22 protein-coding genes and 1 pseudogene are annotated in these 25,361 nt (G+C 71.9%); 15 read left to right on the top strand and 8 right to left on the bottom strand.

Annotated features, from left to right (window positions below; genetic code table 11):
• Nucleotides 1-93 precede the first annotated feature (93 nt).
• The 5 genes from ACFV9M_RS19825 to ACFV9M_RS19845 all read right to left on the bottom strand — a co-directional run bounded on the left by ACFV9M_RS19825 (nt 94) and on the right by ACFV9M_RS19845 (nt 6,682).
• Nucleotides 94-1,752 carry a catalase gene (locus tag ACFV9M_RS19825; RefSeq protein ID WP_385069705.1) on the bottom strand — a complete coding sequence of 553 codons (1,659 nt, stop codon included), beginning with the start codon at nt 1,750-1,752 and terminating at the stop codon, nt 94-96.
• 113 nt (nt 1,753-1,865) lie between these two features.
• Nucleotides 1,866-2,930, bottom strand: a complete 1,065-nt coding sequence (locus ACFV9M_RS19830) for an MASE1 domain-containing protein (protein WP_385069703.1) — start codon at nt 2,928-2,930, stop codon at nt 1,866-1,868.
• 50 nt (nt 2,931-2,980) lie between these two features.
• Nucleotides 2,981-3,853 carry a PP2C family protein-serine/threonine phosphatase gene (locus tag ACFV9M_RS19835; RefSeq protein WP_385069701.1) on the bottom strand — a complete coding sequence of 291 codons (873 nt, stop codon included), beginning with the start codon at nt 3,851-3,853 and terminating at the stop codon, nt 2,981-2,983.
• Nucleotides 3,854-4,119: 266 nt separating this feature from the next.
• On the bottom strand, nt 4,120-5,760 hold the full coding sequence (gene pgm / locus ACFV9M_RS19840; RefSeq protein WP_385069700.1) for a phosphoglucomutase (alpha-D-glucose-1,6-bisphosphate-dependent): 1,641 nt from the start codon (nt 5,758-5,760) through the stop codon (nt 4,120-4,122).
• Between the two features lie 40 nt (nt 5,761-5,800).
• Entirely contained in the window at nt 5,801-6,682 is an 882-nt protein-coding gene (locus ACFV9M_RS19845; RefSeq protein WP_385069698.1) for an adenosylcobinamide amidohydrolase, read from the bottom strand.
• Nucleotides 6,683-6,910: 228 nt separating this feature from the next.
• On the opposite strand from ACFV9M_RS19845, the gene ACFV9M_RS19850 reads away from it, so the two are divergent.
• From ACFV9M_RS19850 to ACFV9M_RS19890, 9 genes and pseudogenes are all read left to right on the top strand, one after another.
• Nucleotides 6,911-7,351: an ATP-binding protein gene (locus ACFV9M_RS19850; protein WP_385069697.1), complete on the top strand. Its 441-nt coding sequence runs from the start codon at nt 6,911-6,913 to the stop codon at nt 7,349-7,351.
• Nucleotides 7,352-7,433: 82 nt separating this feature from the next.
• Nucleotides 7,434-8,576 (top strand): formylglycine-generating enzyme family protein, encoded by a 1,143-nt coding sequence (locus ACFV9M_RS19855; RefSeq protein ID WP_385069695.1) that lies wholly within the window; start codon nt 7,434-7,436, stop codon nt 8,574-8,576.
• A 229-nt stretch (nt 8,577-8,805) separates the two neighbouring features.
• Nucleotides 8,806-10,020 (top strand): ROK family transcriptional regulator, encoded by a 1,215-nt coding sequence (locus ACFV9M_RS19860; RefSeq protein WP_385069716.1) that lies wholly within the window; start codon nt 8,806-8,808, stop codon nt 10,018-10,020.
• Nucleotides 10,021-10,045: 25 nt separating this feature from the next.
• Entirely contained in the window at nt 10,046-10,852 is an 807-nt protein-coding gene (locus ACFV9M_RS19865) for an ABC transporter permease (RefSeq protein ID WP_385069694.1), read from the top strand.
• Nucleotides 10,849-11,649 (top strand): ABC transporter ATP-binding protein, encoded by an 801-nt coding sequence (locus tag ACFV9M_RS19870; protein WP_385069692.1) that lies wholly within the window; start codon nt 10,849-10,851, stop codon nt 11,647-11,649. Before ACFV9M_RS19865 ends, ACFV9M_RS19870 begins: the two co-directional genes overlap by 4 nt.
• A 150-nt stretch (nt 11,650-11,799) precedes the next feature.
• The gene (locus ACFV9M_RS19875) at nt 11,800-12,792 is read left to right on the top strand and encodes an aliphatic sulfonate ABC transporter substrate-binding protein (RefSeq protein WP_385069690.1); all 993 of its coding nucleotides are present in this window, start codon (nt 11,800-11,802) and stop codon (nt 12,790-12,792) included.
• The gene (locus ACFV9M_RS19880) at nt 12,789-14,240 is read left to right on the top strand and encodes a sulfatase-like hydrolase/transferase (RefSeq protein ID WP_385069688.1); all 1,452 of its coding nucleotides are present in this window, start codon (nt 12,789-12,791) and stop codon (nt 14,238-14,240) included. The genes ACFV9M_RS19875 and ACFV9M_RS19880 overlap by 4 nt, the downstream gene beginning before the upstream one ends.
• Before the next feature lie 15 nt (nt 14,241-14,255).
• Entirely contained in the window at nt 14,256-14,441 is a 186-nt protein-coding gene (locus tag ACFV9M_RS19885; RefSeq protein WP_385069686.1) for a hypothetical protein, read from the top strand.
• A 1-nt stretch (nt 14,442) separates the two neighbouring features.
• Nucleotides 14,443-14,743 (top strand): annotated as a pseudogene (locus ACFV9M_RS19890) (family 43 glycosylhydrolase); the annotation flags it as partial.
• Nucleotides 14,744-14,908: 165 nt separating this feature from the next.
• Here the strand turns inward: ACFV9M_RS19890 and ACFV9M_RS19895 are convergent.
• Nucleotides 14,909-15,283 carry a PRC-barrel domain containing protein gene (locus ACFV9M_RS19895; RefSeq protein ID WP_385069684.1) on the bottom strand — a complete coding sequence of 125 codons (375 nt, stop codon included), beginning with the start codon at nt 15,281-15,283 and terminating at the stop codon, nt 14,909-14,911.
• A gap of 41 nt (nt 15,284-15,324) precedes the next feature.
• Complete coding sequence (locus ACFV9M_RS19900; protein WP_385069682.1) at nt 15,325-15,501, bottom strand: hypothetical protein; 177 nt, start codon at nt 15,499-15,501, stop codon at nt 15,325-15,327.
• 193 nt (nt 15,502-15,694) lie between these two features.
• On the opposite strand from ACFV9M_RS19900, the gene ACFV9M_RS19905 reads away from it, so the two are divergent.
• Nucleotides 15,695-16,363 (top strand): lysophospholipid acyltransferase family protein, encoded by a 669-nt coding sequence (locus ACFV9M_RS19905; protein ID WP_385069680.1) that lies wholly within the window; start codon nt 15,695-15,697, stop codon nt 16,361-16,363.
• 19 nt (nt 16,364-16,382) lie between these two features.
• On the opposite strand, the gene ACFV9M_RS19910 is transcribed toward ACFV9M_RS19905, so the two are convergent.
• Complete coding sequence (locus ACFV9M_RS19910; protein ID WP_385069714.1) at nt 16,383-17,375, bottom strand: LacI family DNA-binding transcriptional regulator; 993 nt, start codon at nt 17,373-17,375, stop codon at nt 16,383-16,385.
• 347 nt (nt 17,376-17,722) lie between these two features.
• Here ACFV9M_RS19910 and ACFV9M_RS19915 point away from each other — a divergent pair, with 347 nt between their 5' ends.
• The 5 genes from ACFV9M_RS19915 to ACFV9M_RS19935 all read left to right on the top strand — a co-directional run bounded on the left by ACFV9M_RS19915 (nt 17,723) and on the right by ACFV9M_RS19935 (nt 25,306).
• Nucleotides 17,723-18,649, top strand: coding sequence for a carbohydrate ABC transporter permease (locus tag ACFV9M_RS19915; RefSeq protein ID WP_385069678.1), 927 nt, complete (start codon nt 17,723-17,725; stop codon nt 18,647-18,649).
• A 4-nt stretch (nt 18,650-18,653) separates the two neighbouring features.
• Complete coding sequence (locus tag ACFV9M_RS19920) at nt 18,654-19,601, top strand: carbohydrate ABC transporter permease (protein WP_385069677.1); 948 nt, start codon at nt 18,654-18,656, stop codon at nt 19,599-19,601.
• Between the two features lie 88 nt (nt 19,602-19,689).
• Entirely contained in the window at nt 19,690-21,027 is a 1,338-nt protein-coding gene (locus ACFV9M_RS19925; protein WP_385069675.1) for an ABC transporter substrate-binding protein, read from the top strand.
• 70 nt (nt 21,028-21,097) lie between these two features.
• A complete protein-coding gene (locus ACFV9M_RS19930) occupies nt 21,098-23,140 on the top strand; it encodes a beta-galactosidase (protein WP_385069674.1) in 2,043 nt (680 codons plus the stop codon).
• Nucleotides 23,141-23,254: 114 nt separating this feature from the next.
• Nucleotides 23,255-25,306: a glycoside hydrolase gene (locus ACFV9M_RS19935; RefSeq protein WP_385069672.1), complete on the top strand. Its 2,052-nt coding sequence runs from the start codon at nt 23,255-23,257 to the stop codon at nt 25,304-25,306.
• The last annotated feature ends 55 nt before the right edge of the window (nt 25,307-25,361 follow it).

Below are 25,361 nucleotides of genomic sequence, written 5' to 3' on the forward strand. Positions count from 1 at the left end.
ATGCCGGAGCGGCCGACGGCTGGTACTGCGAGGGACGGCCGACACGAGGAACGGCGGCCGACAGCCGGTGCCACGGGGGCGGCCGCCCTCGGCTCAGCGGGTGACGACGTGCCGTTCGTCCGGGACGCAGTGCGTCATCGTGAGGCCCTGCACGTCGCGCGGCGGATTCTTGCCCAGGTGGGCTAGCCGCTCACGGTCCTCCTCGGTCAGGTCCTGGCCGGCCAGGGGCTCCAGCGCGGCGACGTCCTCGGCGGTGATGCCGATGCCCTCCCCGACCCTGAGGCCGAGATCGTTGTCGACCAGGAGGAAGTGCCACACCATGCGCTCCTGCACCTGCCGGTCGCACTGGGCGAGCGCGGCGGTGAAGTTCTTCACCAGGTCGTCGCGCTCCCACTGCTCCATGAGCGCGTAGCGCTGGCCCGCCTGCAGGTAGTCGTTGGTGCGGGGGATGCGCTTGCGCGTGAGCCGGCCGGTGATCTCCGGCCCCTGCTCGTCGTGCGCGGGGTAGTCGTCCTCGTGCAGTCCGCCGAGGATGGACGGCTCGTAGTTGACGATCGGGTTCACACCTCCGCCGTCCACGTGGTAGGCCATCTGCCCGTCGCGCTGGTTGGTGCGGACGTCCGCGTGCTTGGCCTGGTTGACCGGCAGCTGGAGGTAGTTCGCACCGACGCGGTGGCGCTGGGTGTCGCTGTAGGAGAACGTCCGGCCGACCAGCATCTTGTCGTCGGAGAAGTCCAGCCCGTCGACGAGGACGCCGGTGCCGAAGGAGATCTGCTCGTTGTCCGCGAAGAAGTTCTCCGGCATGCGGTTGAGCACCATCTTCCCGACCGGCTTGGGCGGGAACTCCTGCTCCGGCCAGGTCTTGGTGTCGTCCAGCGGGTCGAAGTCCAGCTCCGGGTGCTCGTGGTCGTCCATCATCTGGACGAGGAGTTCCCATTCGGGGTGGTCGCCGCGCGCCACCGCCTCGTAGAGGTCCTTGGTGGCATGGCCGAGGGAGTCCGCCTGGACGTTCGCCGCGTCCTCCTCGGTCATGCTGCGCACGCCCGCCTTGGGCATCCAGTGGTACTTGACCAGCTTGGTCGCGCCCTGCTCGGTCACCCACTTGTAGGTGTTGACGCCGAACCCCTGCATGTGGCGGTAGTCGGCGGGGATGCCGCGAGGGCTGAAGAGGTTCACGAGCATGTGCATGGCCTCGGGCGTCTGCGACATGAAGTCGAAGATGCGGCGCGGCTGCTGCTCGAAGGTGACCGGGTCCGGCTTCAGGGCGTGGATGACGTCCGGGAACTTGATCGCGTCCCGGATGAAGAAGACGCCCAGGTTGTTGCCGACGAGGTCCCAGTTGCCGTCCTCGGTGTAGAACTTCACGGCGAACCCGCGCGGGTCGCGGGCGGCCTCGGAGGAGTCGCGTCCGCCGATGACCGTGGAGAAGCGGACGGCCAGGTCGGTGCGCTTGCCGCGCTCCTGGAACAGCTTGGCGCGGGTGTAGCGGCTGATCGGCTCGTCGCCCCAGCTGCCGTACGCCTCGAAATAGCCGTACGCGGTGACGCCCCGGGCGTGGACGACGCGCTCGGGGATGCGCTCCCGGTCGAAGTGGCTGATCTTCTCGAGGAACTGGTAGTTCTCCAGCGTGGCCGGGCCGCGAGCGCCGACGGTGCGCTGGTTCTGGTTGTCGTGGACGGGGTGGCCCTGCCGGTTGGTGAGCACCTTCCGGCCGTTTTCCGGGCCGGATCCGCTGCTCGATACGTCCGTCATGTCCTTGAGCTCCTTGGGGATCGTCCCCCCACGCTTGCGAGGGTGCGGGGCCGCACGGCAGCCGCCGCCGGACCGCTGAGGGACCGTCCGGGTACCCGACACCCCTCATTCACTCACGTCCCTCTGCGCTTCGCCGGGGGAGAGCCGTCCGTGTCGTCGGGAAAGCCACGCGTGCCGGTGTCGGGGAGGCCGTCCGGGTCACTGGGCGGTGGCCGGCCTTGGGGGGCGTCGCCGGCCGTGAGGTGTTCGAGGACCTCCACCAGTTCCTGGCAGGCGCGTTCGATCGAGCGCCGGGTGTTGCGCTGTTCGGTGATGACGGCCGAGAGCAGCAGGGCGGTCAGGGCCATCGTGCCGTTGAACGCCTGGAGGTTGATCATGACTTCGACGCGGGTGCGACCGGCGAACGGGCCGATCCGCTCGGTGGCCGCGACGGTGGCCATGACCGAGGCGAACAGGGCGCACAGCATGCCGCCCGCGAGCCGGAAGCGCAGGGCCGCCCAGATCAGCAGAGGGTAGACGAGGAAGAGGAGGCTTATGTTGCTTCGGGTGGCCACGGTGACGAAGGTGGCGGTGACCAGCGCCAGGCACGCGGCCTCCTTCCAGCGGCGCATGGGGGGCGGGCTGCGCGTGCTGTACAGGAGCAGCAGGAGCGGCGTGACGAGCAGGACCCCCATCGCGTCGCCGACCCACCAGCCCAGCCAGACGGGCCAGAAGCTGTCCGTGTCCAGCCGGTCGGTGAGGACGAGGACGCCGACGCCGACCGTGGAGCTGATCAGCATGGCGGTCAGGGCGCCCAGGAACACCAGGGCGAGGGTGTCCCGCATACGGGCGAGGTCGGTGCGGAAGCCCACTTTGCGCAGCATGAGGTAGGCGCAGACGGGAGCGGCCGTGTTGCCCACGAGGTTGACGATCACGAGCGGCCGGAGCGCGGTGATCGACAGGATGACGAGCAGTGCCCCGAGGGCGATGCCCGCCGACGCCCGCAGCCCGAGGACCAGCAGACACGCCAGCGCGACGCCGGAGGGCGGCCAGACGGGGGTGAACACCGCGCCCTCGACGACGAGCTCCCGCAGCAGGCCGAGCTGTCCGGCGGCGTAGTAGCAGGCGGCGACCGCCGCCGTCTCGACGGCGAGGACGGCCGGCCGGCGCAGCTCGCTGGTACCCACCACAGCAGCCATCAGACACCGGTGCGGCGCCGTCGGCGAGGCGAGCGGCGCGCGGTCCGGCCCTATGGCTGAACACCGTCCGGCCCCTGCGGCGGAACCGGGCGTCCGTGTCCGCCCGGGGTCCCGTCGTGCCCGACGACGAGGACGGCCGCGTCGTCGTCGTGCCCCACGCGGTCGGCGCCCTCCAGCACGGCGGCGGCGAGCGCGTCGGCCCCCATGCCCGCGACGGCGGCGATGCCCACCAGCTGGACCACCTGGTCGAGGCCCTCCTCGACGCTCATCGACGGCCCCTCCACCACCCCGTCCGTGAGCAGGACGAACACACCGCCCTGGGTGAGCCGGTAGCGGGTGACCGGGTAGTCCATGCCCTCCTGGATGCCGAGGGGCGGTCCGCCCTGGTCCTGGGCGATGCCCGATCTGCCGTCGGCGGTCGCCCACACGCAGGGGATGTGGCCAGCCCGGGCGCTCTCCAGGACGCCGTTGGCCGGGTCGAGGCGCATGAAGGTGCAGGTGGCGAAGAGGTCGCCGCCGAGGGAGAGCAGCAGGTCATTGGTACGGGTGAGGAGTTCGCCCGGTTCGCTGGTGACGGAGGCCAGGGCGCGCAGTCCGGCCCGGACCTGGCCCATGAACACGGTCGCCTCGATGTTGTGTCCCTGGACGTCGCCGATGGACAGCCCGATCCGGCCGTCGGGCAGGGCGAAGGCGTCGTACCAGTCGCCGCCCACGTTGAGTCCGTGGCAGGCGGGCGCGTACTGGACGGCCAGGCGGAAGCCGCGGACGGCCGGCAGGTCACGCGGCAGCATGCCGCGCTGGAGGGCGATGGCCAGCTCGACGCGGGAGCGCTGCACCTCCGCGCGTTTGCGCGCCTGGGCGGTGAGCGAACCGAGTCTGGCCAGCAGCTCGTCGCCGTCGTCCGAGGGACGCTTGCTGGACATGGATCACTCCGGAGAGGACGGTAGCCCCTTCGGGGCGAATGTCACATATCGCGTTTAGAGGATGATACCGACCTGGGGGTTGGGATCGACAGTGCGGGCGGGACGAGCGGACGGCTGACGCGGGGCTCAGGCGACGGCGCGTTCCGGTTCGCCGCCGCCTCAAGCCCCCGGCCGTCACCTTGGGCCCCCGGCCGTCACCTTGGGCCCCCGGCCGTCGCCCGGGGCCGCCCGGCGCGTCAGCCGCGGGTGCTCAGCCGCTCAGCCGCTCAGCCGCCGAGCGCCGCGCCCACCACGGCCCTGGCCTCGTCCTGGACCCGGCGCAGGTGGTCGGGTCCCTGGAACGACTCGGCGTAGATCTTGTAGACGTCCTCGGTGCCCGAGGGGCGGGCGGCGAACCAGGCGTTGGCGGTGGTCACCTTGATGCCGCCGATGGCGGCGCCGTTGCCGGGGGCCTCGGTGAGCACGCCGGTGACCGCTTCCCCGGCGAGGGTGTCCGCGGTGACCTGGGCGGGCGAGAGCCTGGCGAGCAGCGCCTTCTCCTCTCGGGTCGCGGGGGCGTCGATGCGGGCGTAGGCGGGTTCGCCGAAGCGGGCCGTCAGGGCGGCGTAGTGCTCCGACGGGGTCTTCCCGGTGACCGCGGTGATCTCGGAGGCGAGCAGCGCCAGGATGATGCCGTCCTTGTCGGTGGTCCACACCGAGCCGTCGCGGCGCAGGAAGGACGCGCCGGCCGACTCCTCCCCGCCGAAGCCGAGCGAGCCGTCGACCAGCCCGTCCACGAACCACTTGAAGCCGACGGGCACTTCGACGAGCCGGCGGCCGAGGTCGGCGGCGACGCGGTCGATCATCGAGGACGACACCAGGGTCTTGCCGATTCCCGTGCCGTCGGGCCACCGGTCGCGGTGGGCGAAGAGGTAGGCGATGGCGGCGGCCAGGTAGTGGTTGGGGTTCATCAGGCCCGCGTCGGGGGTGACGATGCCGTGCCGGTCGGCGTCGGCGTCGTTGCCCGTGGCGATCCGGAACCGGTCGCGCTGCTCGATCAGCGAGGCCATCGCGTACGGCGAGGAGCAGTCCATGCGGATCTTGCCGTCCCAGTCCAGCGTCATGAACCGCCAGGTGGGGTCGGTGCGCGGGTTGACTACCGTCAGGTCGAGGCGGTGCTCCTCGGCGATCCGGCCCCAGTAGGCGACGGACGCCCCGCCGAGCGGATCGGCGCCGATACGGACACCGGCGGCGCGGATCGCGTCCAGGTCGAGGACGCTCGGCAGATCGGCGACGTAGGTGCCCAGGAAGTCGTAGCGGCTCGTGCCCGGGGCGGCGAGCGCCCGGGTGTACGGGATGCGGCGTACGTCCTTGAGGCCTCCCACGATGATTTCGTTGGCACGGTCCTGGATCCAGGAGGTGGCGTCGGAGCCGGCGGGGCCGCCGCTGGGCGGGTTGTACTTGAAGCCGCCGTCGGCGGGCGGGTTGTGGGACGGGGTGACGACCACGCCGTCCGCGAGGCCCGTGGTGCGGCCCCGGTTGTGGGTGAGGATGGCGTGCGAGACGGCCGGGGTCGGCGTGTAGCCGTCGGCGCTGTCGACGAGCACCGTGACGTCGTTGGCGGCGAACACCTCCAGCGCCGTGACCCGGGCGGGCTCGGACAGGGCGTGGGTGTCGGCCCCGAGGAAGAGGGGGCCGTCGGTGCCCTGGGCGGTGCGGTACTCGCAGATCGCCTGGCTGGTGGCGGCGATGTGGTCCTCGTTGAACGCCGTGTTCAGGGACGACCCGCGATGGCCTGACGTGCCGAACGCGACGCGCTGCGCCGGGTCGGCCGGGTCGGGGTGCAGCGCGTAGTACGCGGTGACCAGCCGGGCGACGTCGACGAGGTCCTCGGGGCCGGCCGGCCGGCCCGCTCGTTCGTGCGTCATGGTCCGTTCCTCCGCATGGGTTGATCCGTCACTCGCCGTCTCATCTTTCCTCGTCAAGGTGCCGGTACGCGAGGGGACTCCGCTGTGACAGCACATGAGGCCCGTCGGAAGGCGCGGACGAGGGCACGGGCGAGGGCACGGGCGAGGGCCCCCGCACGGCGGCGAGAACCGCGCGGTGGACGGCGCGCGCGAGGCGGGCGCCCCACGGCGAACGCGGGCCGGCGAAGGCGTGGACCTCCTCGCCCGGCCGGGGCGCGAGGGCCGCGACGCACACCGCGTCGGTCGGCGTGCCGGAACAGTCGTGGCCGGCCTCGACCAGGGCCTGGACCTTGGCCTCGACCGCGGTGGCGACGGCGTTGACCAGCGCGGCGTCGCTCAGCGCCGCCGGGACGGCCGCGACGATGTTGATCGTGCCGGGCCGGAACGCACCGGCGGTACCGGCCACATAGGCCGCACCAGCCCCATTGCCGACCGCACCGACCCCACCGACCCCACCGACCCCACCGACCCCACCGACCGCACCGACCGCACCAGGCACGTCGAACACCTCGGCGACGGCGGCCCAGCCCCGTACGTCGATCCCCGCGGTGACCACCGCCTCCACCTGACCGTCACGGGCGTGGGAGTACGCCGAGACGTCGGCCGCCGTCATCAGGCCCACGCCGTCGCCCGCGAGGCCCGCCGCGGCCGCCAGATCCCTCAGATGCCCGGCCGGATCGGTACGCCGGTAGCCGTGTGCCACCTGGGCGTTGAGCACCCACCGCCGCTCCCCCACTCCCCCGCCGAGCACGGCGCTGCTCACCATCCGCCACCCGGGCCCCACCCGCCACAACAGCGCGGGGAGCACCTCGCCGTCCTCGACACGGCTCAGCCGCTCCGGGCTGAACCGTCGGCCAGTGGGCGGCGGATCGGCAGACGGCACGGTGAACTCCTCACTGAGGGCGGCCAGGACCTGCCCATGCTACGAAGCGGGCTGATCAAGGCCCGTGGGGGGATATGCGGGTCGCGCCGCCAGGGGGCTTGGGGAGCGGATCCGGGACCGCCCCGGGCGCTGATGTCTCCTTTCGCTCACATATGTCGGCTCCGAGCCCATCCGTCGGGGGCCCAGCGTCCGAATAGCCAGTGAAAAGGAGTGAGAAGGTGAACAGCGATGAGAAGGTCGTCCACCTGCCCTGTCGTCCGGACGGATGGATCCCTGCGCGGGCTGCGCGGCCATGTGCGCGCCCAACTGCGGGCCTGGCGGCAGGAGGCTCTCGCCGATGACGCCGAGATCGTGGTCGGCGAGCTCGTGACCAACGCCCTGCGGCACGGTAGGCCGCCGGTACGGGTCGCCCTGAGCCTGCGGCACCAGCCAGGGGTGCGGAACACGGTGCGGATCGAGGTCTCGGACGCGGGCGCCGCCTTCGACGTGCGCCTCGTCCGCGCCCGCTGGCGGCATCCGTCCTTCACCGCCAGCGAATCGGGCCGCGGTCTGCTGATGGTCGACGCCCTCACCTGCGGGTGGGGCGATCACGACAACTATCACGGGCACACGGTCTGGGCGGAGCTGGTCTGCGAAGGGAAAGTGGCCCGTGTCCCGGCGGTCCGGTAGGGGCCGCCGAGGCGAACGCCACGTCCGCGGTCCGCGGGTGCCGTAGCCTCTGGGCGAAGATCACTTGTCGAGGGGAGGCCGGATGAACGAGGCCGAGTCGGGAAGTTGTTGTGCGCCCTCCGTCGGCCGGGGCGGGGCGGATCTCGCGCTTTGGCCGGGGCCGACCGTCCGTACCCAAGGGCACGCCTCGACGGGAGGGCCGAAAGACCGGGACCGGGATCGGAACCGGGAACAGGACCACGACCAGGGCCACGACCAGGGCCACGACCACGACCAGGGCCATGACCAGGACCAGGACCAGGACCAGGAACAGGACCAGGACCGGGACCAGGACCGCCTCCCGGACGAAAGCAGAGGCAAGGGCCGAGCCCCGGGCCCCGATCACAGCGTCCTGCTGCAAGGCGGCTCCTTCCTGATGGGGACGCGGGACACCGACGGCTTCCCCGAGGACGGCGAGGGACCGGTCCGGGAGGTCACCCTGTCGCCGTTCCGGATCGACGCCTGCGCGGTGACCAACGACCGGTTCGCGCGGTTCGTCGACGCGACCGGGTACGTCACGGAGGCGGAACGATTCGGCTGGTCCTTCGTGTTCGCCGGTTTCCTGCCGGCCGCGCTGCGGCGCGGGGCGCGGCGGCCGCCGGGGACACCGTGGTGGTGCGGGGTCGAGGGGGCCTGCTGGCACGCCCCGGAGGGTCCGGGCAGCTCGGTCGGCCCGCGCGGCGACCACCCGGTGGTCCACGTCTCGTGGAACGACGCCGCCGCCTACTGCCGCTGGGCCGGCGCCCGGCTGCCCACCGAGGCCGAGTGGGAGTTCGCCGCGCGGGGCGGCCTGGTGCGGCGCCGCTATCCGTGGGGGGACGAGCTCACGCCGGGCGGCGAGCACCGCTGCAACATCTGGCAGGGCCGGTTCCCCACGAAGAACACCGCCGAGGACGGCCACCGGGGCACCGCGCCGGTGACCGCGTACGAGCCCAACGGCTACGGGCTGTACAACGTGTCCGGCAACGTGTGGGAGTGGTGCGCGGACCGGTGGGGAACCCGGCACCCGGACCGTCCGCGGACCGATCCGAAGGGCCCCGCGCACGGCTCGTCGCGTGTCATGCGCGGTGGCTCCTACCTGTGCCACCACTCGTACTGCAACCGCTACCGCGTCGCGGCCCGCACGGCGAACACCCCGGACAGCAGCACGGGGAACCTCGGGTTCCGGTGCGCGTGGGACGCCTGAGGCACGCCGCAGCACCCCCGTCCCGCACCCCCCGTCCAGCACCCCCCCGCACCGCTCCACCGCGCCCGTCCGTCCGTCCGTCACGGGAACATTGCAGCCTCATGAAAGGTCACCGGCTCCACCGACAGCCACCTCACCCATCCTGACCTGCGCCTTTCCGCCCCTGCCGAAGCCGCTCGGCACATCCCCGGTTTTTTCCGGGCTGTTGACGTAATTACTCCGGCTCCCCATCCTGAGCCCCATGCCGCACGATCAGGAAAGCCCGCTGGCACGGCTGCGCCGAGGTCACGAGGAACTCGTCCTCGGGCTTCTGCGCACGCACGGCCCTCTCAGCAGGGGTGAGCTGGGCAGGCTGACCGGCCTGTCCCGTACGACCCTGTACGACATCGTCGCCGTCCTCGTGGACAGCGGCGCCGTCGTGGCCACGCCGCCCGCCGGCACCGAGCGGCGCCGGGGCCGTCCGGTGGAGACGCTGAGCCTGCACCCCGGCGCCGGGCAGGCCATCGGCATCGACTTCGCCCGGCGCGCGGTGCACGTCGCCGCGGTCAACGTCGCCCACGAGGTGATCGGTTCCGCGAGCGCGCCGCACGCCGAGGGCTTCGGCTGGGAGGAGCGCGTCGACCTCGCCGGGCGGCTGGTCGGCGGGCTGGCCGGCGGCACGCTCCGGCTGGGGGCGCTCAGCGGCGTCGGAGTCGGGGTCGTCGGACCGGTGAACGGCGCGGCGGCCGCCCCGCCGGGGGACTCACGGGCCCGCGACGACGGGGCACGGCCGCGCCGGGACGACCTGCCGGTGCTGCTGCGCAAGCGCTTCGGGGTTCCCGTCCTGCTCGACAACAACACCCGGCTGGCGGCGCTGGCCGAGGCCACGTGGGGGGCCGCGGCCGGTGTCCAGGACGTCCTGTATCTGCGGCTGTCGCACGGCGTGGGCGGCGGTCTGGTGGTCGGCGGCGCCCTGCACCGCGGCGCGCACGGGCTGTCCGGCGAGTTCGGCCACATCACGGCCGAGCCCGGCGGCCGGCGATGTTCCTGCGGCAAGGACGGCTGTCTGGAGACCGTCGCCTCGATCGGTGCCGTGCTCGACGCCCACCCCGGCGCCGACGACCTGGGGGCGTTCCTCGCCGCGCTTCCCGGCGATCCCGGCGCCCGCCGCGTGCTGGCCGAGGCCGGCGCCCGGGTGGGCACCGTGCTCGCGGCCGTGTGCAACGCGATCGGCCCCGACGTCACGGTGCTGGGCGGCGAACTCGCCGAGGCCGGACCGGCGTTGTTCGAACCCGTCGAACGCGCCCTGTCGGCGCACCTGATGCCGGTCTCCCGGCCGCGGATCGACCTGCGGCCGGCCTCCCTGGGCGAGGCGGGCGGCGCACTCGGCGCCATCGCGCTCGTCCTGCACGAATCGCCCCTGCTCACCCGCTATCCAGCACCCGACCCCGTGGAGGGAACGTGACCGCCCCCGTCCCGTCGAGGCCGCCATGGCCGTGATCACCGCACCCGACAAGACGCCCGCCGCGTCCGCCGCGCGACGGCGGCGCCGTACCGTTCCCACGCTCCTGCTGAACCTGGTGGCGCTGGTCGCGGGGGTCGCCGTGTGGGGGACGGCCGCCGCGACCCACCTGGCCGACGTCCCGGGCCCGCCGGCGGTGGCCGTCCGGGCCGGGGAGATGCTGGGCGACGGCACCCTGGTCGACGACACGCTGGCGAGCCTGCGCCGGGTCTTCCTGGGCTTCGCGCTCGGCACGCTGCTCGCCGTGCCCGTCGGCTTCCTGATGGGCTGGTACCCGCTCGCCCGCGGCCTGCTCGAACCGTACGTGCAGTTCTTCCGGACCGTGCCGCCGCTGGCGATCATTCCGCTGGCGATCGTGCTCATGGGCATCGGTGAGACCCCGAAGGTCTTCGTCATCTTCCTGGCCGCGTTCCTGTCCGGTGTGGTCGCCGCGTTCCAGGGCGTGGTGGGCGTGGACGGCACGCTCGTGAACGCGGCCCGCGTACTGGGCGCCCCGGACCGTGTGATCTTCCTGAAGGTCGTGATCCCGGCCGCCACACCCTTCCTGCTCGTCGGCGTGCGCATCGGGCTCGGGGCGTCCTGGGCGACCGTGGTCGCCGCCGAACTCATCGCCGCCGACAAGGGCCTCGGCTACGAGATGATGCACGCGCAGACCTACTACGACCTGCCGACGATCTTCGTCGGGCTGATCACCATCGGGGTGATCGGGCTCGCGATGGACCGCCTGCTGCTGCGGGCGGAACGGCATCTGACGGCCTGGCAGGAGCGGCGATGACCGACGTGCCCACCCTCTCCGAGGCCAAGATCTCCTTCCAGGGAGCCGGCAAGAGCTTCCCCTTGAAGGGAGGCGAGTTCACCGCGCTGGACCGGGTGTCGCTGGACGTGGCCGACCGCGAGTTCGTCACCGTCGTCGGGCCCTCGGGCTGCGGCAAGTCGACCCTGCTGAACATGGCGGCCGGCCTGGTCGAGCCGACCACGGGCCGGGTCCTGGTGGACGGGGATCCCGTGCGGGGGCCCGGTCCCGAGCGCGGGGTCATCTTCCAGCAGTACGCGCTCTTCCCCTGGCTCACCGTGCGCGGCAACGTCGAGTTCGGCCTCAAGCTCACGTCCCTGTCCGCCGCCGAACGCCGTGGCCGGGCCGACCGGGCGATCGAGCTGGTCGGGCTCACCGACTTCGCCGACACCCTGCCCAAGACGCTGTCCGGCGGCATGAAGCAGCGGTGCGCGATCGCCCGGGCGTACGCGGTCGATCCCGAAGTGCTGCTGATGGACGAGCCGTTCGGCGCGCTGGACGCCCTCACCCGGGTGCAGTTGCAGGACCAGTTGCTGCACACCTGGACCCGGGAGCGCCGCACGGTCATGTTCGTCACGCACGATGTCGACGAGGCCGTCTACCTGGCGCGCCGCGTCGTCGTGATGGCCGCCCGGCCGGGCCGCGTCCACCGCGTCATCGACGTGGACCTGCCCTACCCGCGGACCGAGGAACTGCGGCTGTCCGCCGAGTTCGCGCAGATCCGCAACGAGGTCTGGCACGCCGTGTACCACCAGCCGCCCGCCGGCCCCGCGGCCTGACACCCCGCCCCTCGCCCGGCGACCCGCCCCTCACCCCGCCCGCCCGTCCCGCGGCCCGACAAGCCCCTCGTTCCGCCCCTCGCGGTGACAGCCCCTCATCCCACCCCTCGCGGTCCCGCACTGCCCGCACGCCCGAAAGGCCTCCCTGTCATGAGCATGCCCCGCCGCACCTTCCTGGCGTCACTCTCCGCCACCGCACTGGCACTGTCCGCCTCGGCCTGCTCCTCGGACGAGGACGCCGGCAGCGGCGGCAGCGGCGGCACGACGACGATCCGCTTCGGCTACATCGCCGACTACAACGGGGCCAGCCTGCTGGCCATCGCCGACGACCAGGGCCTGTGGAAGAAGCACGGCCTGTCCGCCTCCTACAAGACCTTCGTCAACGGCCCCATCCAGATCCAGGCGCTGGGCAGCGGCGACCTCGACTACGGCTACATCGGTCCCGGCGCCATCTGGCTGCCCGCCTCGGGCAGGGCGAAGATCGTCGCGATCGACACACTGACCTACGCCGACCGGGTCATCGCCAAGCCGGGGATCACCTCCATGGCCGGCCTCGAGGGCAGGAAGGTCGGCGTCCCCGAGGGCACCTCGGGCGAGATGATCCTCAACCTCGCGCTGCGCGAGGCCGGAATGACCATGGACGACATCGAGAAGGTCGCGATGGACGCGCCCACCATCGTCTCGGCGTTCTCCGCCGGGCAGATCGACGGCGCCGGCATCAACTACCCCCTGATCGACACCATCAAGCAGAAGGTGCCCGACCTGGTCGAGCTGGCGAGCGCCGAGGACATCGGCGGTTCGTTCCCCACCGCGTTCGTCTCGGGCGTGAAGACGGACGCGGCCGCCGAGGCGAAGGTGGTCAAGGTGCTCCAGGAGGCCAACGACTGGCGCGCGGCGCACCCCGCCGAGTCGGTCGGGCTCACCGCGAAGCTCCTGAAGGTCTCCGAGGACAAGGTCGAGGCGGACGCGAGCCACGTCAAGACGCTCACGACCGCCGAACTGGTCGCCCGGACGAAGGACGGCACCGTCGCCGAGTGGCTGGACGGCATGACGGAGTTCTTCGTCAGCACCGGCCAGCTGAAGAAGGCGCCCTCCGCCGACACCTTCTACGCGGGCGACGTCTACACGGAGGCGGCCGCGTGAACCTCCTCTTCCTCATGACCGACCAGCACCGCGTGGACACGCTCGGCTGTTACGGCAACCCGCACGTCGCCACCCCGAACCTGGACCGGCTCGCGGCCACCGGCACCCGCTTCGACCGCTTCTACACCCCCACCGCCATCTGCACCCCGGCCCGCGCCAGCCTGCTCACCGGCCAGGCCCCCTTCCGCCACCGGCTGCTCGCCAACTACGAGCGCAACGTCGGCTACCTGGAGGACCTGCGCGAGGACGCCTTCACCTTCCCCGCCGCGCTGGCCGCCCGCGACCACCAGCTGGGCCTGGTGGGCAAATGGCACGTCGGCACACGGCGCAACGCCGCCTCCTACGGTTTCGAAGGCCCCGACCTCCCCGGCTGGCACAACCCCGTCGACCATCCCGACTACCTGTCCTACCTGGAGGAACGAGGACTCCCGCCGTACCGCATCACCGACCCGGTGCGCGGCACCACGCCCAACGGCAATCCGGGCAACCTGCTCGCCGCACGTCTCCAGCAGCCGGTGGAGGCGACGTTCGAGCACTACCTCGCCACCCGTGCCATCGAACTGCTGGACGAGTTCGCCGCCGACGGCCGGCCCTTCTTCCTCGCCACCCACTTCTTCGGCCCGCACCTGCCCTACCTGCTGCCGGACGCCTACTACGACCTGTACGACCCGGGACTCGTCGAACTGCCGCCCTCGATCGCCGAAACCTTCGAGGGCAAGCCGCCGGTGCAGCGCAACTACAGCGCGCACTGGACCTTCGACACCATGCCGCTGGAGGTCACCCGCAAACTCATCGCCGTCTACTGGGGCTACGTCACCCTCGTCGACGAACAGATCGGCCGCATCCTCACCCGGCTCGACGAACTCGGTCTCACCGACGACACCTCCGTCTTCTTCACCGCCGACCACGGCGAGTTCACCGGCGCCCACCGGCTGCACGACAAGGGCCCGGCGATGTACGAGGACATCTACCGCATCCCCGGCATCGTCCGCGTCCCCGGTCAGCCTCCGCAGGTGCGCGAGGAGTTCGTCGGCCTCACCGACTGCACGGCGACCATCCTGGACCTGGCGGGCTGCGACCCCACGCCCGCGACCGACAGCCGCAGCCTGCTGCCCCTGGTGCGCGGCGAACACCCCGACTGGCCCGGCGAGTTGCTCGCCGAGTTCCACGGCCACCACTTCCCCTACCCGCAGCGCATGCTCCGCGACGACCGCTACAAGCTGATCGTGAACCCGGAGTCGGTCAACGAGCTCTACGACCTCGAGGCCGACCCGCACGAGCTCACCAACCGTTACGCACATCCCGAACTGGCGCCCGTACGGCGCCGCCTGATGCGCCGCCTCTACGACCTGCTCCGCGAACGCGGCGACAACTTCTACCACTGGATGACGCCCATGTTCGACATCGGCGCGTCCGACCACGACCCGACCCTGAGCTCCTTCGAGTAGAGAGGTCCGCCGACCGTGCACCGAAGAAAGAGCCGCACCGCCCACGTCGTCACGGCCCTCGCCGGCCTCCTCCTCGCGGTGCTCCCGCCCGCCGGACACGCCACGGCCGCGCCCCGGCAGACGCCGACGTACACCAACCCGGTGACCGCTACCGTCGACACCTTCCCCGACCCGGCGGTGATCCGCGGCAAGGACGGCTAACAGCGGCTGCGCCACCGGCGACATCGACCAGGCCCAGTTCACCGACGTCGGCGGGCAGCCCTACCTGTACTGGGGCAGCTACGACACGATCTGCGTGGCGAAGATGAACGGCGCCCGCACCCGCGTCGAGGGCACGGTCACCGAGGTCGCGCAGGGCCGGCGGGTGGAGGGCGGCTTCGTCGTCCGCCGCCACGGCTACTACTACCTGTTGTACTCGGACGCCGGCTGCTGCGACGGCGCGTACAGCGGCTACCAGCCCGACCGGGCCCTTCACCGACGACCGGGGTGTCGACCTGATGGCGCCCGTTCCGGGCCCGCAACGCCCTGGTCACCGACGTACGGGTGAACGGGGTCAGCTCCGGTGAGCAGGTGACGGCACTGCCGTCCGGCTTCCGGGGAACGCGCGCGCGACGGCGGCCCGCACCGGAGGGTGCGGGCCGCGGGGACGTCGCCGCCGCCGGTACCGCTCAGTGGCCCGAGCCGTACCGGCCGCCGAGCTGGTCGCGGTGGCGCGGATCGCCCAGGTAGGTCTCCGCGTCGAACGGCGGCGCCGACCTGACCTCGTCCTTCGTCCGCGTCACCTGTACGGTCCGCGCGTCGTGGTCGACGCCCATGACCACGTCCGACGGAAGGACCACCTTCTTTCCCAGGACCCAGAACCCGGTGTGCACCACGAGGAACCGCGGGCCCAGGTCCCGGGAGTACTTGGTGACCTTCCCGGCGTGGCCGTCCGTGGCATCCACCTGATACCCCGTCAGGTCGTCGTCCGGGGTGTGACCGGCGGTCGGCACGGGGTGTCCGTGCTGTCCGTGGTGTCCGTACTGTCCTCGGGGCTCGCTCACGAAGTCCTCCCTGCTCTGCTCGTCGCCCGTGTGCCCGGAAGTCAGCCTCTGCGGCCGCGCACCGCCCAGCCGCTGCCGATGCCCGCCACGTGGAGGGCGAGCAGGGTCAGGCCCAGGAGCATGATGTTCGTGGACGTGAAGGCGTCGTTGGTGGAGATCTCCGCCGCGTTGATCAGGAAGGCGATGAAGAACGCCACCGCCGCGATGATGGCCAGCACGATGTCCGTCCCTTCGGAGTGTCGGGTCGTCGGGTTCGTTCTCCTCCGGATGCCCGCTACGGGGCCGTGAACACGGCGGTACGCGCGGAACGTCGAGAACGGCGCCCCGCTCTGAGTAGCCGTACTCAGGCGCGGCGCCCACGCCGCCACGACACTGTGGTGCACACCGTCCCGCCCGGAGAGAGGCCCCCTCGTGCTGAGCCGTGCCGCCGCCGCCCTGATGCCCGTCCTCGGACGTCTCACCGTCACCAGCGAGCTGCGGATGCGTCTGCCCGCGGGCACCATCTTCGCGGCCAACCACGACTCCCTCGCCGATCCCGCCGTCGTCCTGGCCGCACTGCGGGAGCTGGGCGTCGAGCCGGTGGTGATGGCGACCGCCGGGCTCTGGCGCGTCCCGCTGCTCGGCCGGGCGCTGGCCCGCGAGGGGCACATCGCCGTCCACCGCCGCTCGGCGCGCGCCGCGCAGGCACTCGACGCCGCCGCCGAGGTCCTCGCCGACGGCCGGCACGTCCTGCTCTACGGGGAGGGCGGGCTGCCGGACCGCACGGACGCGCGCCCCGGCCCGCCCGAGGCGTTCCGTACCGGACTCGCCCGCCTCGCCCACGCGTCCGGCGCCATGGTCGTCCCGGTGGGACACGCCGGCGCCCGGCGCATCACCTCCGGTTCCACGACGAAGCAACTGGCGGGCGCCCTGACGGCACCCCTGCGCCGCCCGCGCTGCCATGTCCACGTCGGCGCACCGCTGCGCCTGCCCGCGGAGACGGCGACGGGTACCGCGGCCGCCCGCCGCGCCGTCTGGGTGGCCTGGCGGACGGCGGTACGCGCCGTGGGCGACCGGAGTGCGGAACGGCTTGCGGTGTGACGGACCGGGACGGGTCCGCTCACCCGCCCCCGGGCGGCGGCGCCGTGCTCCGGCGCAGGACGAGCCGGGTCGGCACGAGGGTGGTGCCGCGTTCCGGGCCCTCGCGGCGCATCTTGCGCAGGACGGCCTGGACGCAGAGGCGGCCGACCTCCGCGAAGTCCTGGTGCAGGGTGGTCAGCGGCGGCAGGAAGGAGCTCGCCTCGGGGATGTCGTCGAAGCCGATGACGCTGACGTCCCCGGGGACGCGCCGGCCGCGTTCGTGCAGGGCGCGCAGCAGGCCCAGGGCCATCTGGTCGTTGGCCGCGAAGACGGCGGTGCACTCCTCGCGGGCGGCGAGTTCGAGGCCCGCGTGGTAGCCGGACTCCGCCGACCAGTCGCCGCGGACCGGGGGCGGCGGGGTGCGGCCGGCCTCGACGAGGGCCGCGCGCCAGGCGTCGGCGCGCCGTTGGGCGGCGAAGGAGTCCTCCGGGCCGCCCAGGTGCCAGACCGTGCGGTGGCCGAGGTCGAGGAGGTGCCGGACGGCGGTACGGGTGCCGCCGGCCTGGTCGGTGTCGACGACCGTGTAGTGGTCGCCGGCGTCGGAGTCGACCACCACGACCTGCACGTGCGGCGGGAGGGTGACGGTCGCCGCGTCCAGCAGGTGGACCTCCATGATGACGATCACGGCGTCGACGGCGAGTTCCTCCAGCCGGGAGAACGCCCCGCGCACCTCGTCCTGGGTGGGGACGGCGACCGGCAGCAGCGTCACCGCGTACCCCTCCTCGGCGGCGGAGGTGGCGATCGCCTCCAGCGTGCGCACGTTGCCGGTCGTGGAGAGCGTGAAGGTGATGACGCCGATGGTGCGGAACTCGCCGCGTTTCAGCGCGCGGGCGGCGCTGTTGGGGCGGTAGCCCAGCTCCTTCATGGCGGCCAGCACCTGCTGCCGGGTCTCCTCGTTCACCCCGGCGTACCCGTTGGACACCCGGGAGACCGTCTGCGACGAGACGCCCGCCAGGCGGGCCACGTCCGCCATGGAGGCCGTGGTGCGGCCGCGGGACCGGGCGCGTCGCGTCGCGCCGCCGGGCCCGGAGGCGTCCCCGGCCCCCTCCCCGGGCGTCCCGGCGTCCCTCACCGGGGCTCTTTCAGCCATCTCCACGCGCAGCCCCCACCTCTCCGTCACCGCGGGTTCCACGGTTGCCCCGAGGACCCTTGACCGTGGTCATCGGGGCAGTGTAGACATGCCGCCATCAGATGTTTACGTAAACATAACAGTTCGCCACCCTGTCGCGGTGGTCGATGTTTACGCAAACATCGTGGCGGTGCGGCCCGGTACGCCGGCCCCGCTCCGCCGGTTCCGGGACTGGACGAGCGAGGAACGACATGACGACGCTGCAATCGCCGGCGGCCGCCGCACCGCGGCCGGCTCCCCCTCCGCCGAGGCGGGACCGCCGCTCCTGGACGGGGTGGGGTTTCATCGGCCCGTTCGTGGCCGTGTTCGCCCTGGTGTTCCTGGCGCCGATCGTGTATTCGATCTACCTCAGCCTCTTCCGCGACCAGCTCATCGGCGGCACCACCTTCGTCGGCCTCGACAACTACACCGAGGCGCTGCAGGACGACCGGTTCTGGGCCTCGCTCGGCCGGGTGTCGCTCTTCCTCGCCGTCCAGGTGCCGGTGATGCTGGGCCTCGCCCTGCTGATCGCCCTGGCCCTGGACAGCGGACGGCTCTACGGCAAGAGCTTCTTCCGCATCACGATCTTCCTGCCGTACGCCGTGCCCGCCGTGGTCGCCACGCTGATGTGGGGCTTCATGTACGGCACGAAGTACGGGCTGGTGGGCGACCTCGACGAGGCGTTCGGCGTCTCCCTGCCCGACCCGCTCTCGCCCGACCTGGTGCTGGCGTCCATCGGCAACATCGTCACCTGGGAGTTCGTCGGCTACAACATGCTGATCTTCTACTCGGCGCTGCGGGTCGTCCCGCACTCGCTGTACGAGGCGGCCGAGATCGACGGCGCCGGACAGATCCGCGTGATCACCGCCATCAAGCTGCCCGCGATCCGCGGCGCCCTCGTCATCGCGACGATCTTCTCCATCATCGGCAGCTTCCAGCTCTTCAACGAGCCCAACATCCTGCGGCCGCTGGCGCGCAACGCCCTCACGACCGACTACACCCCGAACTTCTACACGTACTCGCTGTCCTTCAACGGCCAGCAGCACAACTACTCCGCGACGGTGGCCATCATCATGGGCCTGATCACGATGGTGATCGCCTACGTCGTGCAGCTGCGCGGCATGCGCAAGGGAGCGTGACCCGATGAGCAGCCCTCTGACCGCCGACTCCCCCGCCGCGCCCGTCGAGGTCCCCGGCCCCGCCCGGAGCGCGCCCCGGCTGCGCGGCCCGCGCCGGCACACCCCCGGCAGACCCCGGCGCAGCCTGCTGCTGACCGTGCTGACCTCGCTCGTCGTGCTCTACACCGTGGTGCCGCTGATCTGGCTGGTCATCAACGCCACCAAGACCCAGTCCGGCCTCGCCGATTCGAACGGGCTGTGGTTCAGCGACGACTTCGCCCTCTGGGACAACATCCGTGACACGTTCACCTACGACGACGGCGTGTTCACTCGCTGGCTGCTGAACACCCTGATGTACGTGGTGCTCGGCGCCGGCGGCGCCACCCTCCTCGCGGTGCTGGGCGGGTACGCGCTGGCGAAGTTCGACTTCCCCGGCCGGCGCGGCGTCTTCGCCGTGGTCATCGGCGCCGTGGCCGTTCCCGGCACGGCCCTCGCGGTGCCCACCTTCCTGATGTTCAGCAAGATGGGCCTCACCGACACCCCGTGGGCGGTGATCATCCCCTCGCTGGTCTCGCCGTTCGGCCTCTACCTGATGTGGGTGTTCGCCACCGAGGCCATCCCCACCGAGCTCCTCGAGGCCGCCCGCATCGACGGGGCCGGCGAGGCCCGCACCTTCTTCCGGGTCGCGCTCCCGCTGCTCGCCCCCGGCATCGTGACTGTGCTGCTGTTCACCACGGTCGCCACCTGGAACAACTACTTCCTGCCGCTGATCATGCTCAAGGACTCGGACTGGTATCCGCTGACCCTGGGCCTGAGCGCGTGGAACTCCCAGGCGGAGACCGTCGGCGGCGACGTGATCTTCAACCTGGTGATCACCGGTTCGGTGCTCACCATCCTGCCGCTGATCGCCGCGTTCCTGCTGCTGCAGAAGTACTGGCAGTCCGGCCTCGCCGCCGGAAGCGTCAAGGAGTGACCCCGCGGCCCTCCGGCCGCCCCCTCAGCCCCACACCGCGCACCACCCCCTCACCCTGTCCCGCCCACGAAGAAGTGGAAGCACCTCCATGCGCAGAAAGACCGGCCGCCTGCTGCGCGGCCTCGCCCTCCTCTCGGCACTCGCCCTGGGCGCGACCGCCTGCGGCGGCTCGGACGACGACTCCGCCCAGAAGGCGGTCTCCGCCGCGGACATCCAGGCGGCCCTGGAGAAGGGCGGCACGGTCACGGTGTGGTCCTGGGAACCCACGCTGAAGACGGTCGCCGCCGACTTCGAGAAGAAGTACCCCAAGGTCAAGATCAACCTGGTGAGCGAGCGGTCCGGCGACAAGCACTACACCGCCCTGTCGAACGCGATATCGGCCGAGAAGGGCGTGCCCGACGTCGCCCAGGTCGAGTACTTCGCGGTGAGCCAGTACGCCCTGACCAAGGGCCTCACCGACCTGAAGTCCTTCGGAGCCGACAAGCTCGCCGACCAGTACACCGCGGGTCCGTGGGACGCGGTGAGCGAGGGTGACGCCGTCTACGGCCTGCCGATGGACTCGGGTCCGATGGCGCTGTTCTACAACAAGGCGGTCTTCGACAAGTACAAGATCGCCGTCCCGACCACCTGGGACGAGTACCTCGACGCGGCGCGCAAGCTGCACAAGGCCGACCCCAAGGTCTACATCGCCAACGACGCCGGTGACGCGGGCTTCACCACCAGCATGCTGTGGCAGGCCGGTTCGCGCCCCTACCAGGTCGACGGCACGAACGTGAAGATCGACTTCTCAGACGCGGGCGCCACGAAGTTCACCGAGACCTGGCAGAAGCTGATCGACGAGAAGCTCCTCGCGCCCATCTACGGCTGGACCGACGACTGGTACAAGGGCCTCGGCGACGGCACCATCGCCACCCTGGCGACCGGCGCCTGGATGCCCGCCAGCTTCGTCACGGGCGTGCCGGACGCCGCCGGTGACTGGCGCGCGGCCCCGCTGCCGTCCTGGACCGCGGGCGACAAGGCGAGCGCGGAGAGCGGCGGCAGCTCCCTGACCCTGCCGGCGCTGGGCAAGAACAAGGAACTCGCCTACGCCTTCGTCGAGTACGCGAACGCCGGGGCCGGCGTCCAGTCCCGCGTCGAGGAGGGCGCCTTCCCCGCGACCACCGCGGAGCTCCAGTCCAGCGAGTTCCAGAGCACCGAGTTCGACTACTTCGGCGGACAGGAGGCGAACAAGGTCTTCGCCGAGTCCGCCGCCAACGTCGCCGACGGCTGGTCGTACCTGCCCTTCCAGCAGTACGCCAACTCGATCTTCAACGACACCGTCGGCAAGGCCTACGTCTCCGGCACCAAGCTCGCGGACGGTCTGAAGGCCTGGCAGGACGCCTCCGTGAAGTACGGCGAGGAGCAGGGCTTCACGGTCGAGAACTGATCACGCGACACACCCCGGGCGGCGCGGACGACTCCGCGCCGCCCTCGTGCACCACACCGGAAGGACCGCCATGATCTCCACCCTCCACTCCCGCCGCGGCGGGGCGGACGGTGACCCCGCCCCGCGCCTCGCCTACGGCGCCGACTACAACCCCGAGCAGTGGCCCCGGGACGTGTGGGAGGAGGACGTCCGGCTGATGCAGGAGGCCGGCGTCACCGTCGTCTCCGTGGGGATCTTCTCCTGGGCGCGCCTCCAGCCCGGCCCCGGCACCTGGGACTTCGGCTGGCTCGACGAGGTCATGGACCTGCTGCACGCGGGCGGCATCGGCGTCGACCTGGCCACCGCGACCGCCTCCCCGCCGCCCTGGCTGACCACCGCCCACCCGGAGATCCTCCCGGTGACCGCGAACGGCGAGACCCTCTGGCCGGGGGCCCGGCAGCACTGGCGCCCCACCTCGCCCGTGTTCCGTGAGCACGCCCTGCGGCTGGTCCGGGAGATCGCCACCCGCTACCGGGACCACCCGGCGCTCGTCGCCTGGCACGTCAGCAACGAGCTGGGCTGCCACAACGTGTACGACCACTCCGACGACGCGGCCCGCGCCTTCCGGGGCTGGCTGCGCGCCCGCCACGGCTCGCTCGACGCGCTCAACCACGCCTGGGGGACGGCGTTCTGGTCGCAGCGCTACACCGACTGGGAGCAGATCCTGCCGCCGCGGCTCGCCGCCTCGCACCCCAACCCGACGCAGCAGCTGGACTTCAAGCGCTTCTCCTCGGACGCCCTCAGGGATCATCTGCGCGCGGAGCGGGAGATCCTGCGGGAGATCACGCCCGACGTGCCCGTCACCACGAACTTCATGGTGATGGGCGGAACCCGGGGCATGAACTACCCCGACTGGGCCGACGAGATCGACTTCGTCTCCAACGACCACTACGTCCACCCCGGCCCGCAGGACCGCGACGAGCTGTCCTTCTCCGCCAACCTCACCAGCGGCATCGCGGGCGGGCGGCCCTGGTTCCTGATGGAGCACTCCACCAGCGCCGTCAACTGGCAGCCCGTCAACGTGGCCAAGCGGCCCGGCGACCTGGCCCGCGACGCGCTGCTGCACGTCGCGCACGGCGCCGACGCGGTCTGCTTCTTCCAGTGGCGGCAGTCGGCGGCCGGCGCCGAGAAGTACCACTCGGCGATGGTGCCGCACGCGGGCGCCGACAGCGACCTCTTCCGCGCGGTGGCCGCCCTCGGCGCCACCCTGAAGGCGCTCGCGCCGGTCGCCGGCAGCGAGCGGGAGCCCGCCCCGGTCGGCATCCTCTACGACTGGGAGTCGTGGTGGGCCAGTGAGCAGGACTCCCACCCCACCTCCCTGCTGGACTACCGGCAGGAGGCGCTCGACTGGTACTCCGCGCTGCTGGCCCTCGGTGTCCGGGCCGACCTCGTCACCTCCCGGGCCGACCTCTCCCGCCACCGGGTGCTGATCGCGCCGGTGCTGCACGTCGTCCCCGCCCCGCTCGCCAAGGAGCTGACCCGCTACGCCGAGCAGGGCGGCCACCTCGTCACCACCTACTTCTCCGGCATCGTCGACGAGAACGACCACGTCTGGCTCGGCGGCTACCCGGGCGCGCTGCGCGAGCTGCTCGGCATCCGCATCGAGGAGTTCGGGCCGCTGCTGCCCGGGGAGAGCGTGGAGCTGGACGACACGGCCACGGGCACCCTGTGGACCGACCGGATCACCCTCGCCGACCCCGACACCCAGGTCCTGGCCCACTACCGCACGGGCGTCCACGCCGGCCGCCCGGCGGTCACCCGGCGGCCCACGGGCGGCGGGTCGGCCTCCTACGTCTCCACGCGGCTCGGCGTCGACGGGCTCGCCGCGCTGCTGCCGCGGCTGCTGGAGCCGGCCGGGGTGCACGGCGAACTCCCCGCCGACGTGCGCGGCAAGGTCGAGCTGACCGTCCGGCGCGGTGCCGGCGCCCGCTTCCTGTTCCTGGTCAACCGGACCGACGACACGGTGGAGGTGTCCGGCCCGGCCGGCGACGTCCTGGTCGGCACCGGCACCGCGGCCGGCGCCGTCGTCCTCGGCCCGCGGGAGGTCGCCGTACTCCGGCAGCCGGCCGGCTGAGAAGAGCCCCCACGACTCCTCGGCACGGCACGCGCCCGTGCCGAGGGCCATCCCCTCCCGCCCGCGCGGCGGGAAGGGCCCACCACAGCGACCGCACCGCAGTTGGGAGCACTGATGGCACGCCGTACCCGCAGCAGACGGACCCTCACCGCCGCCGCTCTGACCGCTCTGGCCACCGGGGCCGCCCTGCTGAGCGTCCCCGTCCAGGCACATGCCGAGGCCGCCGTCACCGTGACGCCGGACCCGTCGTACCAGCAGCAGGAGTTCGAGGGCTGGGGCACCAGTCTGGTCTGGTTCGCCAACGCCACCGGCGACTATCCGCCCGCGATCCGGGAGAAGCTCGCGCGGCTCCTCTTCGACGACGACGGACTGGCGCTGAACATCGCCCGGTACAACATCGGCGGTGGCAACGCCCCGGACGTCGCGGACTACCTGCGGGCCGGCGGTGCGGTCGAAGGCTGGTGGAAGGCGCCCGAGGGCACCACCCGCACCGACACCGACTGGTGGAGCGCCGACGACCCGGCCGACTGGAACAGGGACGCCGACGCCACCCAGCGGTGGTGGGTGGAGCGCATCAAGAACGACATCGACCACTGGGAGACGTTCAGCAACTCCCCGCCGTGGTTCATGACCGAGAGCGGATACGTCTCCGGCGGGTTCGACGCCAACGCCGACCAGCTGAAGGCCGACTCGGTCGACGACTTCGCCGCCTACCTCGCGGGCGCGACCAAGCTCCTGGAGAAGGCCGAGGGCATCGAGGTCGACACGGTCGACCCGTTCAACGAGCCCGACACCGGCTACTGGAGCACCCGTCCGGGCAGCGACGGCGAGCCGGTCGGCGGCCGCCAGGAGGGCGCCCACATCGGGCCCGGGCTCCAGCAGAAGGTGCTCGCCGCGCTGGCGCCGGCGCTGAAGGAGGCGAAGGTCGGGGCGGAGATCTCCGCGATGGACGAGACCAACCCCGGTATCTTCGCGACGAACTGGAACTCCTACACGCAGGCCTCCAAGGACCTCGTCGAGCAGATGAACGTCCACACCTACGGCACCGGGCAGCGCACCACCGTGCGCGACCTGGCGAAGGCCGCGGACAAGCCGCTGTGGATGAGCGAGGTCGAGGGCGACTGGGGCGACGGGCAGAGCTTCACGGACATGCGCCCGGGTCTCGGGCTGGCCCAGCAGATCGTCAACGACCTGCGGGAACTGGAGCCCACGGCCTGGGTGTTCTGGCAGCCGGTCGAGGACTACGACAACATGAGGCCCGGCGGCGAGTCCGCCAAGGGCGGCAACTGGGGCTCCATCCAACTGCCGTTCAGCTGCACCGCCACGGACACCCTCGAATCGTGCCCGATCCACACGAACACCAAGTTCGACACGGCACGCAACTTCACGCACTTCATCAAGCCCGGCGACAAGCTGATCAAGGTGGACGACACCTCCAGCGCCGCCGCCGTGACCGAGGACGGCAAGGGCGCCTCGCTCGTCCACGTCAACAGCACCACCGCGGCCCGCACGGTCACCATCGACCTGGCCGAATTCGGCACGATCAAGGGCAACGCGACCGTCACCCCGACCGTGACCAGCGCCGACGGCAAGCTCCAGCAGCAGGCGCCCGTCAGGGTCGTCGACGCGAAGGCCACCTTCACCGTGCCGGCCCAGTCCGTGACGTCGTTCTCCGTCAAGGGCGTCTCCGGCGTCGCGAAGGACGCCGGCCTGTTCAGCAAGGGGCACTCCTACACGCTGACCGGCGTCCAGAGCGGCAAGGCCGTCACCGTCGCCGCCGACGGCACGCACCTGGTCATCGGCACGGGCGACGGCACCACCGCGCAGCGGTGGCGGCTGGACGCCCGGTACGGGAAGACCGGCGCCCGCCAGCGCTACGTGTTCGCCAACCCGGCGGAGGGCGAGCGGCTGGCCGTGCGGGACGACGTGCCCGTGGTCGAGCCCGACACCGGCGAACGGGACCCGGCCACCGAGTGGATCCTGTCGACCACCGGTGACGGCACCTGGACCCTGGTGAACGCCGCCACCGGCCGGCTCCTCGAAGTCGGCGGCCAGGCGACGAACGAGGGTGCCGCCGTCACGACGTGGCCGCCCAACTCCGGCTCCAACCAGCGCTGGACGGTGACGGACGTGACCGCCGCGGCTTCCGCCCGGGACACCGCCTGACGTTCCCGGCGGCACTGCGCACGTCTGCGCCCGCACCGGGTCGTCCCGGTGCGGG

Source organism: Streptomyces sp. NPDC059895, assembly GCF_042731035.1.
GTDB lineage: Bacteria > Actinomycetota > Actinomycetes > Streptomycetales > Streptomycetaceae > Streptomyces.

What these genes read in the sequence shown, in the direction of transcription:
- ACFV9M_RS19825 (WP_385069705.1), bottom strand. Translation starts at nt 1,752, where the DNA reads ATGACGGACGTATCGAGCAGCGGATCCGGCCCGGAAAACGGCCGGAAG.
- ACFV9M_RS19830 (WP_385069703.1), bottom strand. Translation starts at nt 2,930, where the DNA reads ATGGCTGCTGTGGTGGGTACCAGCGAGCTGCGCCGGCCGGCCGTCCTC.
- ACFV9M_RS19835 (WP_385069701.1), bottom strand. Translation starts at nt 3,853, where the DNA reads ATGTCCAGCAAGCGTCCCTCGGACGACGGCGACGAGCTGCTGGCCAGA.
- pgm (WP_385069700.1), bottom strand. Translation starts at nt 5,760, where the DNA reads ATGACGCACGAACGAGCGGGCCGGCCGGCCGGCCCCGAGGACCTCGTC.
- ACFV9M_RS19850 (WP_385069697.1), top strand. Translation starts at nt 6,911, where the DNA reads ATGAGAAGGTCGTCCACCTGCCCTGTCGTCCGGACGGATGGATCCCTG.
- ACFV9M_RS19855 (WP_385069695.1), top strand. Translation starts at nt 7,434, where the DNA reads ATGAACGAGGCCGAGTCGGGAAGTTGTTGTGCGCCCTCCGTCGGCCGG.
- ACFV9M_RS19865 (WP_385069694.1), top strand. Translation starts at nt 10,046, where the DNA reads ATGGCCGTGATCACCGCACCCGACAAGACGCCCGCCGCGTCCGCCGCG.
- ACFV9M_RS19870 (WP_385069692.1), top strand. Translation starts at nt 10,849, where the DNA reads ATGACCGACGTGCCCACCCTCTCCGAGGCCAAGATCTCCTTCCAGGGA.
- ACFV9M_RS19875 (WP_385069690.1), top strand. Translation starts at nt 11,800, where the DNA reads ATGAGCATGCCCCGCCGCACCTTCCTGGCGTCACTCTCCGCCACCGCA.
- ACFV9M_RS19910 (WP_385069714.1), bottom strand. Translation starts at nt 17,375, where the DNA reads ATGGCGGACGTGGCCCGCCTGGCGGGCGTCTCGTCGCAGACGGTCTCC.
- ACFV9M_RS19915 (WP_385069678.1), top strand. Translation starts at nt 17,723, where the DNA reads ATGACGACGCTGCAATCGCCGGCGGCCGCCGCACCGCGGCCGGCTCCC.
- ACFV9M_RS19920 (WP_385069677.1), top strand. Translation starts at nt 18,654, where the DNA reads ATGAGCAGCCCTCTGACCGCCGACTCCCCCGCCGCGCCCGTCGAGGTC.
- ACFV9M_RS19925 (WP_385069675.1), top strand. Translation starts at nt 19,690, where the DNA reads ATGCGCAGAAAGACCGGCCGCCTGCTGCGCGGCCTCGCCCTCCTCTCG.
- ACFV9M_RS19930 (WP_385069674.1), top strand. Translation starts at nt 21,098, where the DNA reads ATGATCTCCACCCTCCACTCCCGCCGCGGCGGGGCGGACGGTGACCCC.
- ACFV9M_RS19935 (WP_385069672.1), top strand. Translation starts at nt 23,255, where the DNA reads ATGGCACGCCGTACCCGCAGCAGACGGACCCTCACCGCCGCCGCTCTG.